We start from the raw sequence: 17140 nt of genomic DNA on the forward strand, positions 1-17140 counted from the left end.
TCCGCCCTCAGCGGCTGAGGGCAGCGGCGATATCGGCCCCTACGAATTCCGCTACCTGATCTGCCGCACGGTTTTCGGCATCACGGATTGCGCGCTGCTTGGCGAACTCCTGGTCAGGGAAATCCACCAGCGCCGTGGTCGCGCGGCTGCCAGCCTTGATGATATGATTGTCGGTCGCCGCGCGCAGCGTGTAGGTGACGCTGACGGTCACACGACCGGCTCGCGACGTATCGTCGGATTCCCTCAGCAACGTATCGGCAACGATCGACGAGGCGTGCATTTCGACGAGATATTCCGGTTTTTCCGGCTCGCCGGCTCCACGTGACGCTAGGAAAATCAAGTGGTTACGAACTTGTTGTTCGACGCGGCTACCTGCTGGGGAAAAGCCGACCGAGGAAAGCTTTTCAGTAACACCGGAACTCTCGGAGTAGAGCGGACGAACCTGGCAGGCGGAGAGAAATGCCGCGGAGGCAATTATCATGGCGATGCCGGCATTGCGGGCCAGCTTGCAAGCGATATCAGACGACAATGTTTACAATCCTTTGGGGAACCACGATGATCTTTTTCGGTGCTTGTCCGTTCAAGGCGTTCTTCACCGCATCGAGATCCAGTACGGCGTCGGTGACGGCATTCTGATCTGCATCGCGAGAAATTGTCAATTCAGCGCGTTTCTTGCCATTGATCTGTACCGGCAGGACCACATCATCTTCGATAACGAGTGTTTCGTCGTACTGCGGCCAGCTTGCCCGGGCAAGCAGCCCTTCGTTGCCGAGTGCGGCCCAGCATTCCTCAGCCAGGTGCGGCGTCATCGGAGAGACAAGCTGAATCAGGATCTCTGCGGCATCGCGTACCGCTGCGCGATAGGTGGCATCACCCTCGCCTGCGGCAACCTTCGTCATCGGTGCGGCCAGCGCGTTGACGAGTTCATAAATTCGGGCAACGGCCTTGTTGAACCAGAGCTTGTCGTAGTCGTTCTGCACGGCCTTCAACGTCTTGTGAGCAGCCTGCGAGATTGACAACGCTTCCCCATCGGTTGCCGGCGCAGGGGCTACGGTAGAGAGCGCGTCCGCAGCTTCGGAAATCAGGCGCCACAGACGCTGGGTAAAGCGATGAGCACCTTCGACGCCCGCCTCGGACCAGATGACATCGCGCTCCGGCGGGGAGTCGGACAGAACGAAGAAACGAGCGGTATCGGCGCCGTAGGAGGCAATGATATCGTCAGGATCGACGACGTTCTTCTTCGATTTAGACATTTTCTCGATCGAGCCGATCGCGACTTCCTCGTTGTTCGTCAGCAGGAAAGCCCGGCGTTTGCCGTCGAGTTCGTCGATGCGGATATCGGCGGGTGCCACCCATTCGCGGCCGGCGCCGGCGCCGCGGCTATAGGTTTCGTGGACCACCATGCCCTGGGTGAAGAGACCCTTGAAAGGTTCGGTGGCGGCGACGTGACCGGTCTCGCGCATGGCGCGGGTGAAGAAGCGGGAATAGAGCAGGTGCAGGATCGCGTGCTCGATGCCGCCGATATACTGGTCGACCGGCAGCCAGCGGTTTGCCGCTTCCGGATCGGTCGGCTTATCTTCCCAGGGGGCGGTGAAGCGGGTGAAATACCAGCTCGAATCGACGAAGGTATCCATTGTATCCGTCTCGCGGCGTGCATCCTTGCCGCAGTTCGGGCAAGAGACATGACGCCAGGTCGGATGACGGTCGAGCGGATTGCCGGGCTGGTCGAAAGCGACGTCGTCAGGCAGCTTGACCGGCAGGTCCACCTTCGGCACCGGCACGACACCGCAATCATCGCAATGGATCACCGGGATCGGGCAGCCCCAATAACGCTGCCGGGAAATACCCCAGTCGCGCAGCCGGAAGTTGACCTTGCGCTCGCCCTGCGGCGCATTGCCGAGCGAAGCGGCAGACAGTCGATCGGCGACGATATTGAAGGCTTCCTCCGTGGTCTTGCCGTCGAGGAAGCGTGAATTGATCATCACGCCGTCGCCGTCATAAGCGGTGTCGCCGACGGAAAAGCTTGTTGCATCGCCATCCCTCGGCATGACGACGGCCACGACCGGCAGGCCATATTTGCGGGCAAAATCAAGGTCGCGCTGGTCGCCCGAGGGGCAGCCGAAGATCGCGCCCGTGCCGTAATCCATCAGGACGAAATTGGCGATATAGACGGGCAGCTCCCAAGAGGGATCAAGTGGATGCCGGACGCGGACACCGGTATCCATGCCCTTCTTTTCGGCGGTCTCGAGCGCTGCGAGCGACGTGCCAGCGCGACGGCACTCCTCGCAGAAGGCATCAATATCAGGGCTCTTCGCGGCGGCATCCTTCGCCAGCGGATGATCGGCGGCGATCGCCAGGAAAGATGCGCCGAAGAGCGTGTCCGGCCGGGTGGTATAGACCGTGACTTCGCTCTCGCCAGCAGGTGCCGTTTGCGGCACGATCTCCCAGCGGATCGTCAGGCCCTCCGAACGGCCGATCCAGTTCTTCTGCATCAGGCGCACTTTTTCCGGCCACTGGTCGAGCGTATCCAGCGCGTCCAGCAGATCCTGGCTGAAGTCGGTGATCTTGAAGAACCATTGCGTCAATTCGCGCTGTTCGACGAGCGCACCGGAACGCCAGCCGCGTCCATCGATTACCTGTTCGTTGGCGAGCACGGTATTATCGACAGGATCCCAGTTGACCTTGGACTGCTTGCGATAGACCAGGCCCTTCTCCAGGAAATCCACAAAGAGATGCTGCTGGTGCTGGTAATATTCGACGTCGCAGGTGGCGAACTCGCGGCTCCAGTCGAGCGAAAGCCCCATGGCCTTCAGCTGCGCCTTCATCGAGGCGATATTCTGGTAGGTCCAGGAGGCGGGGTGAACGCCACGCTCCATGGCGGCATTCTCCGCCGGCATGCCGAAGGCGTCCCAGCCCATTGGATGCAGCACGTTGTAGCCGCGGGCGCGCTTGTAGCGGGCGACGACATCGCCCATGGCGTAATTGCGGACATGGCCCATATGGATGCGCCCCGACGGATAGGGGAACATTTCGAGGACGTAATATTTTTCGCGCGGATCGGCGTTGTCGGTCTCGAAGACCTTGTCTTCATTCCATTTCTGCTGCCAGCGGGGCTCGGCGTCGCGCGGATTATAACGTTCGGTGGCCATGGTATTCGTATTTCCGGAAAATCAGGGGAGTTGGTCGAGACCTTCACCATGAAACCACTACAGCGTCAAGTTTTGCAGGTGCTGCAAGCGTCCGATCTTGATCGTGACCAGGCGATTTCGCCGAAACGGGACTTGGCAAGCACAGAATGGCTGGCTAGTTCATTCCAATCATTTCATCCAGATATGTTGAGGCAGAACGATGGAATTTCGAGAGCGTTTGAACGACGTACGGTCGCGGATTGCCGCCGCGGAACGCGAAGCAGGTCGTCCGGCGGGTTCCGTTCAACTCGTCGCGGTCTCGAAGACCTTCGAGGCGGAGGCGATCCGACCGGCCATCGAAGCCGGACAGCGGGTTTTCGGCGAGAACCGGGTGCAGGAAAGCCAGGGAAAGTGGCCGACGCTGAAGGCTGAGCGGCCCGATATCGAGCTGCATCTGATCGGACCGCTGCAATCGAACAAGGCGGCGGATGCCGTAGCGCTTTTCGACGTCATCGAGACGGTGGACCGGGAAAAGATCGCCCGCGCGCTTGCCGAGGAGATGAAGCGGCAAGGCAAGGTGCTGCGGCTTTACGTCCAGGTCAATACCGGGCTGGAACCGCAGAAGGCCGGCATCGCTCCGGAAGAGACGTCGGCCTTCGTCGCCTTCTGCCGCGACGAGCTCGGCCTTTCCATCGAAGGGTTGATGTGTATTCCGCCGGCTGAGGAAAATCCCGGGCCGCATTTCGCTTTGCTGGCAAAGCTCGCGCTCAAATGCGGCGTCGAAAAGCTTTCCATGGGCATGTCGGGTGACTACGAGACGGCGGTCGCCTTCGGCGCCACAAGCGTCCGCGTCGGATCGGCGATTTTCGGCGCGCGCTGATACGCGGCTTTGGTCGGGCTTCCTGTCTCGCTTCACCCCGTCTAGATTTAAGATCGAGGTTGCATGTCCTGGGGAGGAGCAAATGCAGAACGGCTATCATGAGGCCTATGCGGCCTGGAAACGCGGTCCCGAAGCCTTCTGGCGCGAAGCAGCCGTCGGCATCGACTGGTTCAAGCCGCCGGAGCGGATTTTTTCGCCCAATGAGGGCGTCTATGGCCGCTGGTTCTCTGGAGCCGAAACCAATACATGCCACAATTGCGTGGACCGGCATGTGGCTGCCGGCCGCGGCGGCGAGACTGCGGTCATCTTCGACAGCGCAATGAGCGGCGAGAAGCGCCGTTTCACCTATGATGAGATGCTTCGCGAGGTGATGGCCATCGCAGCAGCGCTGCTCGAGCGCGGCATCGGCAAAGGCGATCGCGTCATCCTCTATATGCCGATGGTGCCGCAGGCGGTCTTTTCCATGCTCGCCTGCGCCCGCATCGGTGCGGTTCACTCCGTCGTTTTCGGCGGGTTTGCCGCCAGCGAACTTGCGGCGCGCATCGACGATTGCGGTGCGAAGCTGGTGATCACCGCGAGCTGCGGGCTCGAGCCTGGTCGCATCGTCGCCTACAAGCCCCTGGTCGATCAGGCGATCGAGATCGCGCATTCGAAGCCAGAGTGCTGCCTGGTGCTGCAGCGGCCGGAGCTTCGGGCAGATCTCGCCAGCGGCCGCGATCAGGATTTCGAGGTGGCGGTGGCGCAGCATCGTGGCGCCGAGATCGCCTGTGTCCCCGTCAAGGCGACCGATCCGCTCTACATCCTCTATACCTCGGGCACGACGGGTCAGCCGAAGGGCGTCGTGCGCGACAATGGCGGCCATATGGTCGCGCTCAACTGGTCGATGCGGAATATCTACGACCTGAAGCCGGGCGAGGTCTTCTGGACGGCTTCGGATATCGGCTGGGTCGTCGGACATTCCTATATCGTCTATGCCCCTCTGCTCGCTGGCGTAACCACGCTGATCTTCGAGGGAAAACCGGTCGGCACTCCGGATGCAGGCACATTCTGGCGCATCGTTTCGGAGTATCGAGTGCGGGTGCTGTTCACGGCGCCGACGGCCTTCCGCGCCATCCGGCGGGAGGACGGTGACGGCGAACTGATGCGCCAGTATCCCATGCCGGATCTACGGGCACTGTTTCTTGCCGGCGAGAGGGCGGATCCGGAGACGTTGAAATGGGCCGAGCGCATGCTTGGCATACCCGTCATCGATCATTGGTGGCAGACGGAGACCGGCTGGCCGATCGCGGCAAATCCGCTCGGCCTCGGCGTCCTTCCCATCAAGCACGGTTCGCCGGCGCTGCCGATGCCCGGCTATGATATTGCGGTGCTCGACGATGCCGGTCATCCGATCGAGGCGGGAACGCTCGGCAATATCGTCGTGAAGCTGCCCTTGCCGCCCGGCTGCCTGCCGACTCTCTGGAACGCGGACGAGCGTTTCCGCGCGGCCTATCTCGATGAGTTTCCCGGCTACTACAAGACGGCCGACGCCGGTTATGTCGACGAAGACGGCTATCTTTTCATCATGTCGCGCACCGACGACATCATCAATTGCGCCGGCCATCGGCTCTCGACAGGGGCGATGGAGGAGGTCTGTGCGCGTCATCCCGATGTCGCCGAATGCGCTGTCATCGGCGTCATCGATGCGTTGAAGGGCCAGGCGCCCTGCGGTTTCCTGGTGCTGAAACGACATGTTTCCCGTGACGCGACGGCGATCAGATCGGAGGTCGTGGCGATGATTCGTGATTCGATCGGACCTGTCGCCGCCTTCAAGACGGCCATTACCGTTAACCGGTTGCCGAAGACGCGCTCCGGCAAAATCCTCCGCGGCACGATGCAGAAGATCGCCGACGGCATACCCTGGAAAATGCCTGCAACCATCGATGATCCAACGATTTTGGAGGAAATTGCCGAGGCGCTGCGCGGGCGCGGTTTAGGCTCCCTGCCGATGTGACAGCAGGTTATGCATGACGCGGTCGCCGTTACCGGCCTGCTACCCAGTCGCTCTCGATCGCCAACAGTTCGGCGCAGAACATTCTGACCCTGTTCCGCAGCTAATTCGAAACAGGCCATCCGCAATAAAAAACCCCGCCAGTCAGCTCATACCGGTGGGGTTTTTCATGAAATTACTGATATCTCAGTACTGATCGTCGTCCTCGTCCTTCGGGGCCGAGCGCAGCGAGCTCAGCTTGCGGAAGACGGCGTCGGCGTCGATTTCCTTTTCCTTTTCCTCCTCGCGCTCGTAGCTCGGGGTCAGGCGCTCGGTTTCCTGTGCCGATTGCAGCGTTGCGCCCAGCTCGGCAGCGGTCGGCAGCGGACGACCCTTGGAAGCCTTTTCCACTTCCATGTCGAGATCGATCTGGCTGCAGAGGCCGAGCGTGACCGGATCCATCGGCGCCAGGTTGGCGGAGTTCCAGTGGGTGCGCTCGCGGATCTGCTCGATGGTCGACTTCGTCGTGCCGACGAGGCGGGAAATCTGCGCGTCCTTCAGTTCCGGATGGTTGCGAACGAGCCAGAGAATGGCGTTCGGGCGGTCCTGACGCTTGGAAACCGGCGTATAACGGGGACCGCGGCGCTTGGATTCCGGCACCCGCACCTTCGGTTCGGAAAGCTTCAGCTTATGGTTCGGATTGGCCTCGGCGCGGGCAATCTCGTCGCGGGAAAGCTGTCCTGTCGAGATCGGGTCGAGGCCCTTGATGCCCTGCGCCGCTTCGCCGTCGGCGATCGCCTTGACTTCGAGCGGATGCAGTTTGCAGAACTGCGCAATCTGATCGAAAGACAGTGCCGTATTGTCGACCAGCCAGATGGCTGTCGCCTTCGGCATGAGCAGTGTTTGAGCCATGGATATAGTCCTTCTATCGTCCGCGCCGGTCGCGGTCCGTGGATTGTCACCACAATGTCCGGGAAATATGCCGGTATATAACCGCACTGTCGCAGAATTGCAATTCTTCCGAAACGAAATGACCTTCGTCTAATTGCCGTGGCGGTGCGAACTGCTATGAATTGCCGTGATTTCAAGTCCGGGCCCTGTTAGCTCACGCGGTCCGTCGCATGTCCCATGAGGAGGAGTTGCATGTCGGAGAAGATCTATCCGGTCACGAAGCCGGTGAAGGCGCGCGCCCTGATTGATAAGGAAAAGTACCTGAAATGGTACGAGGAAAGCGTCGAGAACCCGAACAAGTTCTGGGGCAAGCACGGCAAGCGGATCGACTGGTTCAAGCCCTATACCAAGGTCAAGAACACTTCCTTTAGCGGCAAGGTGTCGATCAAGTGGTTCGAGGACGGTCAGACAAATGTCTCCTACAACTGCATCGACCGTCATCTGAAAACGAATGGCGACCAGGTGGCGATCATCTGGGAGGGCGACAACCCTTATATCGACAAGAAAGTCACCTACAACGAGCTCTACGAGCACGTCTGCCGGATGGCGAACGTGTTGAAGAAGCACGGCGTCAAGAAGGGTGATCGCGTCACCATCTATATGCCGATGATCCCGGAAGCGGCCTATGCGATGCTCGCCTGCGCCCGCATCGGCGCGGTGCATTCGGTCGTCTTCGGCGGTTTCTCGCCCGAGGCGCTGGCCGGGCGCATCGTCGACTGCGAATCCACCTTCGTCATCACCTGCGACGAAGGCCTGCGTGGCGGCAAGCCGGTGCCGCTGAAGGACAATACCGATAGCGCGATCCATATCGCCGCCCGCCAGCATGTCAATGTCAGCAAGGTGCTGGTCGTTCGCCGCACCGGCGGCAAGACCGGTTGGGCGCCCGGCCGCGATCTCTGGTATCATCAGGAAATTGCCACGGTGAAGGCGGAATGCCCGCCGATGAAGATGAAGGCGGAGGATCCGCTCTTCATTCTTTATACGTCAGGCTCGACCGGCAAACCGAAGGGCGTGCTGCATACGACCGGCGGTTACCTCGTTTATGCCGCGATGACGCATGAATATGTCTTCGATTATCACCACGGCGACGTCTACTGGTGTACGGCCGATGTCGGCTGGGTCACCGGCCACTCCTACATCGTCTATGGGCCGCTTGCGAATTGCGCGACGACGCTGATGTTCGAGGGCGTGCCGAACTTCCCGGATCAGGGCCGTTTCTGGGAAGTCATCGACAAGCACAAGGTCAACATCTTCTATACGGCCCCGACGGCGATCCGCTCGCTGATGGGTGCCGGTGACGACTTCGTCACGCGCTCCTCGCGCTCTTCGCTGCGGCTGCTCGGCACGGTCGGCGAACCGATCAATCCGGAGGCCTGGGAGTGGTATTACAATGTCGTCGGCGACAAGCGCTGCCCTGTCATCGATACATGGTGGCAGACGGAAACCGGCGGCCATATGATCACGCCGCTGCCCGGCGCCACCGATCTGAAGCCCGGTTCGGCGGCGACGCCGTTCTTCGGCGTCAAGCCTGAGCTGGTCGACAATGAGGGCAAGGTGTTGGAAGGCCCTGCCGACGGCAATCTCTGCATCACCGACAGCTGGCCGGGCCAGATGCGTACCGTCTATGGTGACCACGATCGCTTCATCCAGACCTATTTCGCCACCTACAAGGGCAAGTATTTCACCGGCGACGGCTGCCGGCGCGATGCGGACGGTTATTACTGGATCACCGGCCGCGTCGACGACGTGCTGAACGTCTCCGGCCACCGGCTCGGCACGGCGGAGGTGGAATCCGCGCTCGTCTCGCACAATCAGGTTTCGGAAGCCGCGGTCGTCGGTTATCCGCATCCGATCAAGGGCCAGGGCATCTATTGCTACGTGACGCTGATGGCCGGTCACGAGGGATCGGATACGCTTCGCCAGGAACTGGTAAAGCATGTGCGGGCCGAAATCGGCCCGATCGCTTCGCCCGACAAGATCCAGTTTGCGCCGGGCCTGCCGAAGACGCGTTCCGGCAAGATCATGCGCCGCATCCTGCGCAAGATCGCCGAAGACGATTTCGGTGCGCTCGGCGACACGTCGACGCTTGCCGATCCGGCAGTCGTCGACGATCTGATCGCCAACCGGCAAAACAAGGTGACCGCCTGATCGGATCGAGCCGCTCCAGCCCGTTCGGGCTTCCGGGGCGGCTCACTTTGCTTGCGCATTATTGCTGCGTGGCTTGCGGCCTCCAACATATCCAAGGGCGAAGCCCCGGAGAGAAGATTGCCGGCGAGGTGACATCCGCCAGAATGCGGCCAAATACCCGTCGCCTAAATGTCCTTAGCCGGATTCTCGGCCACGACGAGGGAGCCAATAGGAATATCGACTTAGAAATCGATCGCTCGGCCATTGATTTCGTAATCGCCGAAGCGTGCTGGCTCGGCTCCGCCGCGGCCGCCGATCTCAGGCGGCAACTCCAGCGGTTTCTGTTTCTCTCGCCGCTCTTCGGCTTCGGCAAGGGCGCGTCTGGCAGCCGGGGACAGTATCTTGCGCGGCGGCTCCGTTCCTTCGGCCGTCGGCGTTTCGCTATTGTCGTTATCGGCGTCCTGCATGGCCGTCTCCTGCCGGAAAATATTGAAAATGGCTGGTGAATAACCAAATCATAATGCGCCGGTGCCGGGATTGAAAGCTTGTGACGCCGAAATCGGAGATGGAGATCCGCAATGAACCTCGTTCGCACTGCCATGTTGCTTGCCTTCATGACGGCGCTTTTCATGTTTGTCGGCTTCCTGATCGGTGGCCGGGCCGGCATGATGATCGCGTTCGTCATTGCCGCCGGCATGAATTTCTTCTCCTACTGGAATTCCGACCGGATGGTGCTTTCAGCCTATCGCGCGCAGGAGGTCGACGAGCGCAATGCGCCGGAATTCTTCCGGATCGTGCGCGATCTCGCTCGCAATGCCGGCCTGCCGATGCCCAAGGTCTATCTCTACGACAGTCCGCAGCCGAATGCCTTCGCCACCGGCCGCAATCCCGACAATGCCGCCGTCGCCGCCTCGACCGGCCTGCTCGCTGCCTTGTCTCCCGAGGAGGTCGCAGGCGTGATGGCGCACGAACTCGCCCATATCCAGAACCGCGACACGCTGACCATGACGATCACGGCAACGCTTGCCGGCGCGATCTCGATGCTCGGCAACTTCGCCTTCTTCTTCGGCGGCAATCGCGACAACAACAACAATCCGCTCGGTATCGTCGGCGTCCTCGTCGCGATGATCGTGGCGCCGCTCGCCGCCATGCTGGTGCAGATGGCGATCAGCCGCACGCGCGAATATTCGGCCGACCGCCGCGGCGCCGAAATCTGCGGCAATCCGCTCTGGCTCGCTTCGGCGCTCGGCAAGATCGCGCGTGGCGCTGCCCACGTGCCGAACGCGGATGCCGAGCGCAACCCGGCGACGGCGCATATGTTCATCATCAATCCGCTCTCCGGCGAGCGCATGGACAATCTGTTCTCCACGCATCCGAACACGGAAAACCGCATCGCCGCGCTGCACGACATGGCGCAAGGCGGCATGAATGTCTCGACGCAGCCTGCTCGTGCTGCTAATCCGTCGCGCAAATCGCGCTCTGTTCCGGATACGGGTCTTGGTCGCGGTGGTTCGCAACCGCCAAAAGGTCCGTGGTCTTGAATTCAGACGGCACGAAGAAGCCATTCCGCAAGCATAAGCCCTCCACCGAGCGCTCTGCGCCTGATAAGCCTGGCCTACAGGCCCGGGCTGCAGCGGCAAAAATTCTTGCTGCCGTCGTTGATCGCAAGCTGCCGCTCGACGGCGCTCTCGATCATGAACACGGCAATCCAGCCTATAGGGCGCTCGGCGAAAGCGACCGGGCGCTCGTCCGCGCCATCCTGAACGCGACGCTGCGCCATTTGCCGCGTATCGATGCCGCGATTGCCGGGCTGCTGGATTCGCCGCTGCCGGAGGGCGCAAGGGCGCTGCATCACGTGCTTGCAATCGGGGCGGCGCAGATCCTCTATCTCGACGTGCCGGATCATTCGGCCGTCGATCTTGCCGTCGAGCAGGCCAATCAGGATCCGCGCAATCGTCGTTTCGCCAAGCTGGTCAATGCCATCCTCCGCCGGCTCGGCCGCGAGAAGGAGCAGGTGCTCGATGAGATCGGCAAGGTCGCGCCGATGCCGGCCTGGTTTATCGCGAGGCTGGAAAAGGCCTATGGCCGGGACGCGGCGCTGGCGATTTCGGGATCCCAGCTCGAACCGGCCGCGATCGATCTGACCGTCAAGTCCGACCCCGAAGGCTGGGCGAAGCGGTTGAACGGCGTTGTCCTGCCCACCGGCGGCGTGCGGCTCGCCGCTTTCGACGGCGGCATCCCTTCGCTCGAAGGCTTCGACGACGGCGCATGGTGGGTCCAGGATGCCGCGGCAAGCATCCCGGCGAAACTTTTCGGCGATCTCTCGGGCAAACGCACCGCCGATCTCTGTGCCGCGCCTGGCGGCAAGACGGCGCAGCTCATCCTTGCCGGCGGCGCAGTCACCGCACTCGACCAGTCGGAAAATCGGCTGAGACGGCTGCGGTCGAACCTCGACCGGCTCGGCCTCGAGGCGGAGACGATCCAGGCAGATTTGACGACATTCGAGCCAACGGAGCGTTTCGACGCGATTCTGCTCGATGCGCCCTGCTCTTCTACCGGCACGACACGCCGGCATCCTGACGTGTTGTGGACCAAGGGGCCTGAGGATATCGCCAGGCTGGCGGCGCTGCAGGAACGGCTGCTGCGGCATGCGCTGACATTGCTGAAGCCGGGCGGCACGCTGGTTTTTTCGAATTGTTCGCTCGATCCTGTCGAGGGTGAGGACGTCGTCGCCCGTATACTTGCCGATACGGATGCGGTTGAGCGCGTTCCGATCAGCGCCGGGGACTGGCCCAGCCTTGAGGCAGCGATCACGCCGCTCGGCGAATTCCGCACGCTTCCCACGATGGCGAAAATGCCTGACGGCATTGCCTCCGGCCTCGACGGCTTCTATGCGGCCGTGCTGCGGCGCGTGGCCTGATGGCAAGGCTTGAGCGCTGGCGGTGAGCCTGGGCTATACGAGGCGTTTCATCGCCTCGTTTCACGCATGCCGCTCTCCAAAACCGCCCGCATGATTTCAGGTGAAACGCGTTAATGTGCGTATATTCGAACCTTGTCACGAATTAATTCATTGCGGACGATGAAATCGGCCACTTTTCACCTATTCTTAACCACGAGGGTCAATAGACAATAGAATATGCAGTCCGGTCGACGTTTTGCGAGCATGTATGTTCGGGAGGCTTGGCGGCGCGCCTTGCGCCGCGTCGCGTTGCTGCGCCTGAAGCTCTTTCGTCATTCGATCAAGGTGGCCGAGCGCCTGATCGTCGCGCCGACCGATCTGCGCAGCATCGATCCGCATGTGGCCGACGAGATTCTCAACGGACGCTTTCTCCTGGCCGGGCGCATGCTGGAAACCAACGAGAAGTCGCCCTTCACCTTCACCCTGCCCTCGCGCCCCTTCGCGATCCGTCTTCATAGCTTCGGCTGGCTGCGGCATATGCGGGCGAACAAGACGGAGCGCAGTTCGGCTGCCGCCCGCGCGATCGTCGACAGCTGGCTTTCCATCCATGCCGGACGTATGGAGGGGATTGCCTGGGAGACCGACGTCACCGCCCAACGCGTTATCGCCTGGCTGTCGCATTCGCCGGTGGTGCTGCAGAACGCCGACCGCGGCTTTTATCGCCGCTTCATGAAGTCGCTGGCGTTCCAGGTAAGGTTCCTGCACCGCATGGCGCCGTTTACTCTCGGCGGCCTGGAGCTGTTTCGGCTGCGGATCGCGCTCGCCATGGCCTCCGTCGCCATGCCGGCGCGCGCCTCTACGCTGAGAAGGGCGGCACAAGCGCTCGACCGCGAATTCGATAGCCAGATTCTACCGGATGGCGGCCATGTGTCGCGCAATCCGCGCGTCGGGCTGGAATTGCTGCTCGATCTGCTGCCGCTCCGGCAGACCTATGTCAATCTCGGCCATGACCTGCCACAGAAGCTGATCTCCGGCATAGACCGCATCTATCCGGCACTGCGGTTTTTTCGCCATCAGGACGGGGATCTGGCGCTCTTCAACGGGGCGACGTCGACGCTCGCAAACGAGCTGATGTCCGTGCTGCGATATGACGAGACAGCCGGTCAGCCGTTCAAGGCTTTACCGCATTCGCGTTATCAGCGGCTTTCGGGAGGCAAGACGGTGATCATTGCCGATACCGGCACGCCGCCTTCGGGAGGTGCGCTTCGGACCGCGCACGCGGGCAGCCTCTCCTTCGAGATGTCGTCCGGCCGCCATCGCTTCATTGTCAATTCCGGTTCGCCGAAATTTGCCGGGCACCGCTATGTCCAGATGGCGCGCACAACGGCGGCACATTCGACCGTCATCCTCAACGACACCTCGTCCAGCCGTTTTTCGCCCTCACCCTTCCTTGGTCACGCGATTACCGAACCGGTGAGAACGATCACTGTCGAGCGTGCCGAAACCGAGGACGGGCGCGACGGCATCAAGCTCAGCCATGACGGTTATGTCAGGGTGTTCGGGGTGCTGCACGAGCGTGAGCTGACGCTCAATGCTGCAGGCTCGATCGTGACGGGCCGCGACCGGCTCGTCGTCCGCGAAGGATATGAGCATGACGAGCCTCTGAAGGCCGTCGCCCGTTTTCATATCCATCCCTCGATCGTCCTGCATCAGAGTGACGGAGAGTCCGTGCTGCTGACGGCGCCGGACGGCGAAAGCTGGTTGTTTTCGGCGCCCGGCAATGAAGTGCTGATCGCCGAGGATATTTTCTTTGCCGACAGCTCCGGCATCTGCGGTTCGGACCAGATCGAAATCGACTTCGATCTTGCCGAGAAGACCGAAATCCGCTGGTTTTTGTCCCGCAAAGGCTAGAAGCGGATGATTTTGGGCCGAGTGGTCAAATCGGGATCGCATCCAGATAATGGAAGTAAGCTATGATGCTTATCAAAAATGGCTCGTGCTTTTCGACATCTGCTCTGACGCCTGTTTGCGTGGCGGCAAAGCTGTGCTAACGCGGCGCCAGCATGCGAACATCCCTTGCGGATGTCCTCCCGAAGCCCGAACGGAGAAGGTTTCATGGCCGTCATTTCCAAAAAGATCCCCGCCCCCGACAAGGTCGAAATCAAGACCGCGCTCATCTCCGTCTTCGACAAGACCGGGATCGTCGACCTCGCCCACGCCTTGTCTGCCAGAGGTGTGCGCCTGCTTTCGACCGGCGGCACCTATAAAGCGATTACTGCTGCCGGTCTTGCCGTCACCGATGTCTCCGAAATCACCGGTTTTCCCGAGATCATGGACGGACGGGTCAAGACGCTGCATCCGATGGTGCATGGCGGCCTGCTGGCGATCCGTGACGACGGTGAACACCAGGAGGCGATGAAAAAGCACGGCATCGAGGGCATCGACCTCGCCGTCATCAACCTCTATCCCTTCGAGGAGGTGCGTGCGGCCGGCGGCGACTATCCGACGACCGTCGAGAATATCGATATCGGCGGTCCGGCGATGATCCGCGCCTCGGCCAAGAACCATGCCTATGTGACGACCCTGACAGATCCGACCGATTATGCCGAACTGCTGGAGCAGCTTTCCGCAGATGACGGCAAGACCGCCTATGCCTTCCGCCAGCGGATGGCCGCCAAGGCCTATGCCCGCACCGCCGCCTATGATGCAATGATCTCCAACTGGTTCGCCGAGGCGCTGTCGATCGACACGCCGCGCCACCGGGTCATCGGCGGCGCGCTGAAGGAAGAGATGCGCTACGGCGAAAACCCGCATCAGAAGGCCGCCTTCTATGTCACCGGCGAGAAGCGCCCGGGTGTTTCGACGGCCGCTCTTCTCCAGGGCAAGCAGCTCTCCTACAACAACATCAACGATACGGATGCCGCCTACGAACTGGTCGCCGAGTTCCTGCCTGAGAAGGCGCCGGCCTGCGCGATCATCAAACATGCCAATCCCTGCGGCGTCGCCACCGGATCCAGCCTGGTCGAGGCCTATCGGCGGGCGCTCGCCTGCGATTCCGTTTCCGCCTTCGGCGGCATCATCGCCCTCAACCGGACGCTGGATGCCGAAACGGCTGAGGAGATCGTCAAGCTCTTCACCGAAGTGATCATCGCGCCCGATGTCACGGAGGAGGCAAAGGCGATCGTCGCCCGTAAGCCGAACCTGCGGCTGCTGACCGCCGGCGGGCTGCCTGATCCGCGTGCCGCGGGCCTGACGGCAAAGACCGTTTCCGGCGGCCTGCTGGTCCAGAGCCGCGACAACGGCATGGTCGAGGATCTGGAACTCAAGGTCGTCACCAAGCGCGCGCCGACGGCACGGGAACTTGATGACATGAAGTTCGCCTTCAAGGTTGGCAAACATGTGAAATCGAATGCCGTGGTCTATGCCAAGGACGGCCAGACCGCCGGTATCGGCGCAGGCCAAATGAGCCGGGTCGATTCCGCCCGCATCGCCGCGCTGAAGGCCGAAGAGGCCGCCAAGGCGCTTGGCCTTGCAGTGCCGATGACGCACGGGTCGGCGGTTGCCTCCGAAGCCTTCCTGCCTTTTGCCGACGGTCTTTTGTCGATGATCGCGGCAGGGGCGACGGCGGTTATCCAGCCGGGCGGATCGATGCGCGACCAGGAGGTCATCGATGCCGCTAACGAACACGGCGTCGCAATGGTCTTTACCGGCATGCGCCATTTCCGGCACTGAGTGATTGTACGCCGCCGTCGGCCAGGGCAGAGCTGATTGCTATGCCCGATCGGCCGGATAGGGTGTACGGAACAAGAGCACCAGTCCGCCGGCAAGAAACAGGATCAGCGTTGCCATTCCGAGCCGCGGTGATCCGCTCATATAGGTCACCAGCGAGAAGAGCAGCGTCGCCATGAAACTCGTGGCGCGGCCCGAAAGCGCGTAGATGCCGAAGTAGCGGCCGGCTTCCTCCGGACTGACGCTGCGGGCAAGATAAGAGCGCGACGAGGCCTGCACCGGCCCGAAGGCGAGCCCGATCAGCAGACCATAAAGGATATAGGCCTTTTCCGCCGCAGTGCCGAAAAGGCCGCCGGAATCGTTCGTCGGCAGCGGTATCAGTCCGAACAGGGTGTAACCCGGTCCTGTCGAGATGATGCCGATGGTGGCGAGAAGCAGCATGGTGAGGCTGATGACGACGGTTACCTTCGAACCGACGCTCTTGTCGACGCGGCCGGCGATCAGGCAGCCGAAGATGGCGACGACATTCAGGATGATGCCGTAGATACCGATCTCGATCGTTGCCCAGCCGAACATGCCGGCTGCGAAGATACCGCCAAGGATCAGCAGGCCGTTGACGCCGTCCTGATAGATCATGCGGGCGATGAGGAATGTCAGGATGCCGCGGCGCTCCCGGAGTTCGCTAAGCGTGTTTCTGAGTTCCCGCAAGCCGGAGCGGACGGCGGTGCCGAAGGGAAGACCCCTGCCGACATCCGGCGTGAAGAAGAACATCGGCAGGATGAAGATCAGATACCAGACGGCCGAGATCGGCCCGGTGATGCGTGCATCCTGGCCGGTCTGAGGATCGAGACCGAATAGCGGATCGAGGCCGAGGATGGTCTTGCCGGTCTCAGGACTCGCCGCCAAAAGCGTCACGACGGCAATGAGCACGATGATGCCGCCGAGATAACCGAGCCCCCAGGCGGTGTTGGAGAGCTTGCCGACCTCGTGCTTGCCGACCAGGCGCGGCATCATCGAATCGTTGAAGACGATCGAAAACTCGGCCGAGATCGAGGCGAGGATCATGAAAATGACGGGATAGACAACAGGCGAACCGGGGGCTGCGAACCACAGGCAGAAGAGGCTGGCGATCTTGATGATCGCGAAGAAGCCGATCCAGGGTTTGCGCGCGCCGGACTGGTCGGCGATCGAGCCGAGGACGGGTGAGAGCAGGGCGATGATCACCGAGGAGATCGTCGCCATGTTGCTCCACGTCGTCTGGGCGGAAACCGGGTCATCGGTCAGGCGGGAAACGAAATAGGGTCCGAAGATGAAGGTTGTGACCACGGTAAAGAAGGGCTGTGCTGCCCAGTCGAAGAACATCCACCCCCAGATGCCCTTCTCGGTGGCCTTCGGCGGCTGCGTTCCTGTCCAGTCGATGCGATTCAACATCCGCTCCTTGTTTTGACGCGGACTGT

12 protein-coding genes are annotated in these 17140 nt (G+C 61.5%); 7 read left to right on the plus strand and 5 right to left on the minus strand.

Going from position 1 to position 17140, the window contains the following annotated elements:
* Window positions 1-7 precede the first annotated feature (7 nt).
* Window positions 8-529 carry an LPS assembly lipoprotein LptE gene (gene lptE, locus ACS4RR_RS02660; RefSeq protein WP_222384328.1) on the minus strand — a complete coding sequence of 174 codons (522 nt, stop codon included), beginning with the start codon at window positions 527-529 and terminating at the stop codon, window positions 8-10.
* Entirely contained in the window at window positions 519-3149 is a 2631-nt protein-coding gene (gene leuS, locus ACS4RR_RS02665; RefSeq protein WP_222384329.1) for a leucine--tRNA ligase, read from the minus strand. The genes lptE and leuS overlap by 11 nt, the downstream gene beginning before the upstream one ends.
* Before the next feature lie 199 nt (window positions 3150-3348).
* Here leuS and ACS4RR_RS02670 point away from each other — a divergent pair, with 199 nt between their 5' ends.
* Both ACS4RR_RS02670 and ACS4RR_RS02675 read left to right on the plus strand, forming a co-directional pair.
* Window positions 3349-4008 (plus strand): YggS family pyridoxal phosphate-dependent enzyme, encoded by a 660-nt coding sequence (locus tag ACS4RR_RS02670; protein ID WP_222384330.1) that lies wholly within the window; start codon window positions 3349-3351, stop codon window positions 4006-4008.
* Between the two features lie 82 nt (window positions 4009-4090).
* Window positions 4091-6001 carry a propionyl-CoA synthetase gene (locus tag ACS4RR_RS02675; RefSeq protein ID WP_456189682.1) on the plus strand — a complete coding sequence of 637 codons (1911 nt, stop codon included), beginning with the start codon at window positions 4091-4093 and terminating at the stop codon, window positions 5999-6001.
* Between the two features lie 183 nt (window positions 6002-6184).
* Here ACS4RR_RS02675 and ACS4RR_RS02680 read toward each other — a convergent pair whose 3' ends face one another.
* Complete coding sequence (locus ACS4RR_RS02680) at window positions 6185-6889, minus strand: DUF1013 domain-containing protein (RefSeq protein WP_007632151.1); 705 nt, start codon at window positions 6887-6889, stop codon at window positions 6185-6187.
* A 231-nt stretch (window positions 6890-7120) separates the two neighbouring features.
* On the opposite strand from ACS4RR_RS02680, the gene acs reads away from it, so the two are divergent.
* Window positions 7121-9076: an acetate--CoA ligase gene (acs, locus tag ACS4RR_RS02685; protein ID WP_222384332.1), complete on the plus strand. Its 1956-nt coding sequence runs from the start codon at window positions 7121-7123 to the stop codon at window positions 9074-9076.
* Between the two features lie 221 nt (window positions 9077-9297).
* On the opposite strand, the gene ACS4RR_RS02690 is transcribed toward acs, so the two are convergent.
* On the minus strand, window positions 9298-9522 hold the full coding sequence (locus tag ACS4RR_RS02690; protein WP_170260837.1) for a DUF1674 domain-containing protein: 225 nt from the start codon (window positions 9520-9522) through the stop codon (window positions 9298-9300).
* A gap of 111 nt (window positions 9523-9633) precedes the next feature.
* On the opposite strand from ACS4RR_RS02690, the gene htpX reads away from it, so the two are divergent.
* From htpX to purH, 4 genes are all read left to right on the plus strand, one after another.
* Window positions 9634-10596, plus strand: a complete 963-nt coding sequence (gene htpX / locus ACS4RR_RS02695; RefSeq protein WP_222384334.1) for a zinc metalloprotease HtpX — start codon at window positions 9634-9636, stop codon at window positions 10594-10596.
* Window positions 10587-11975 (plus strand): RsmB/NOP family class I SAM-dependent RNA methyltransferase, encoded by a 1389-nt coding sequence (locus tag ACS4RR_RS02700; protein ID WP_456189683.1) that lies wholly within the window; start codon window positions 10587-10589, stop codon window positions 11973-11975. Before htpX ends, ACS4RR_RS02700 begins: the two co-directional genes overlap by 10 nt.
* Before the next feature lie 216 nt (window positions 11976-12191).
* Window positions 12192-13865: a heparinase II/III family protein gene (locus ACS4RR_RS02705; RefSeq protein ID WP_222384336.1), complete on the plus strand. Its 1674-nt coding sequence runs from the start codon at window positions 12192-12194 to the stop codon at window positions 13863-13865.
* Between the two features lie 204 nt (window positions 13866-14069).
* On the plus strand, window positions 14070-15686 hold the full coding sequence (purH, locus tag ACS4RR_RS02710; protein ID WP_222384337.1) for a bifunctional phosphoribosylaminoimidazolecarboxamide formyltransferase/IMP cyclohydrolase: 1617 nt from the start codon (window positions 14070-14072) through the stop codon (window positions 15684-15686).
* A 39-nt stretch (window positions 15687-15725) separates the two neighbouring features.
* On the opposite strand, the gene ACS4RR_RS02715 is transcribed toward purH, so the two are convergent.
* Entirely contained in the window at window positions 15726-17114 is a 1389-nt protein-coding gene (locus ACS4RR_RS02715; protein ID WP_222384338.1) for an MFS transporter, read from the minus strand.
* Window positions 17115-17140: the final 26 nt, after the last annotated feature.

Source organism: Rhizobium zaerense (assembly GCF_051810725.1).
Lineage (GTDB): Bacteria > Pseudomonadota > Alphaproteobacteria > Rhizobiales > Rhizobiaceae > Rhizobium > Rhizobium leguminosarum_I.

What these genes read in the sequence shown, in the direction of transcription:
- leuS (WP_222384329.1), bottom strand. Translation starts at nt 3,149, where the DNA reads ATGGCCACCGAACGTTATAATCCGCGCGACGCCGAGCCCCGCTGGCAG.
- ACS4RR_RS02670 (WP_222384330.1), top strand. Translation starts at nt 3,349, where the DNA reads ATGGAATTTCGAGAGCGTTTGAACGACGTACGGTCGCGGATTGCCGCC.
- ACS4RR_RS02675 (WP_456189682.1), top strand. Translation starts at nt 4,091, where the DNA reads ATGCAGAACGGCTATCATGAGGCCTATGCGGCCTGGAAACGCGGTCCC.
- ACS4RR_RS02680 (WP_007632151.1), bottom strand. Translation starts at nt 6,889, where the DNA reads ATGGCTCAAACACTGCTCATGCCGAAGGCGACAGCCATCTGGCTGGTC.
- acs (WP_222384332.1), top strand. Translation starts at nt 7,121, where the DNA reads ATGTCGGAGAAGATCTATCCGGTCACGAAGCCGGTGAAGGCGCGCGCC.
- ACS4RR_RS02690 (WP_170260837.1), bottom strand. Translation starts at nt 9,522, where the DNA reads ATGCAGGACGCCGATAACGACAATAGCGAAACGCCGACGGCCGAAGGA.
- htpX (WP_222384334.1), top strand. Translation starts at nt 9,634, where the DNA reads ATGAACCTCGTTCGCACTGCCATGTTGCTTGCCTTCATGACGGCGCTT.
- ACS4RR_RS02705 (WP_222384336.1), top strand. Translation starts at nt 12,192, where the DNA reads ATGCAGTCCGGTCGACGTTTTGCGAGCATGTATGTTCGGGAGGCTTGG.
- purH (WP_222384337.1), top strand. Translation starts at nt 14,070, where the DNA reads ATGGCCGTCATTTCCAAAAAGATCCCCGCCCCCGACAAGGTCGAAATC.
- ACS4RR_RS02715 (WP_222384338.1), bottom strand. Translation starts at nt 17,114, where the DNA reads ATGTTGAATCGCATCGACTGGACAGGAACGCAGCCGCCGAAGGCCACC.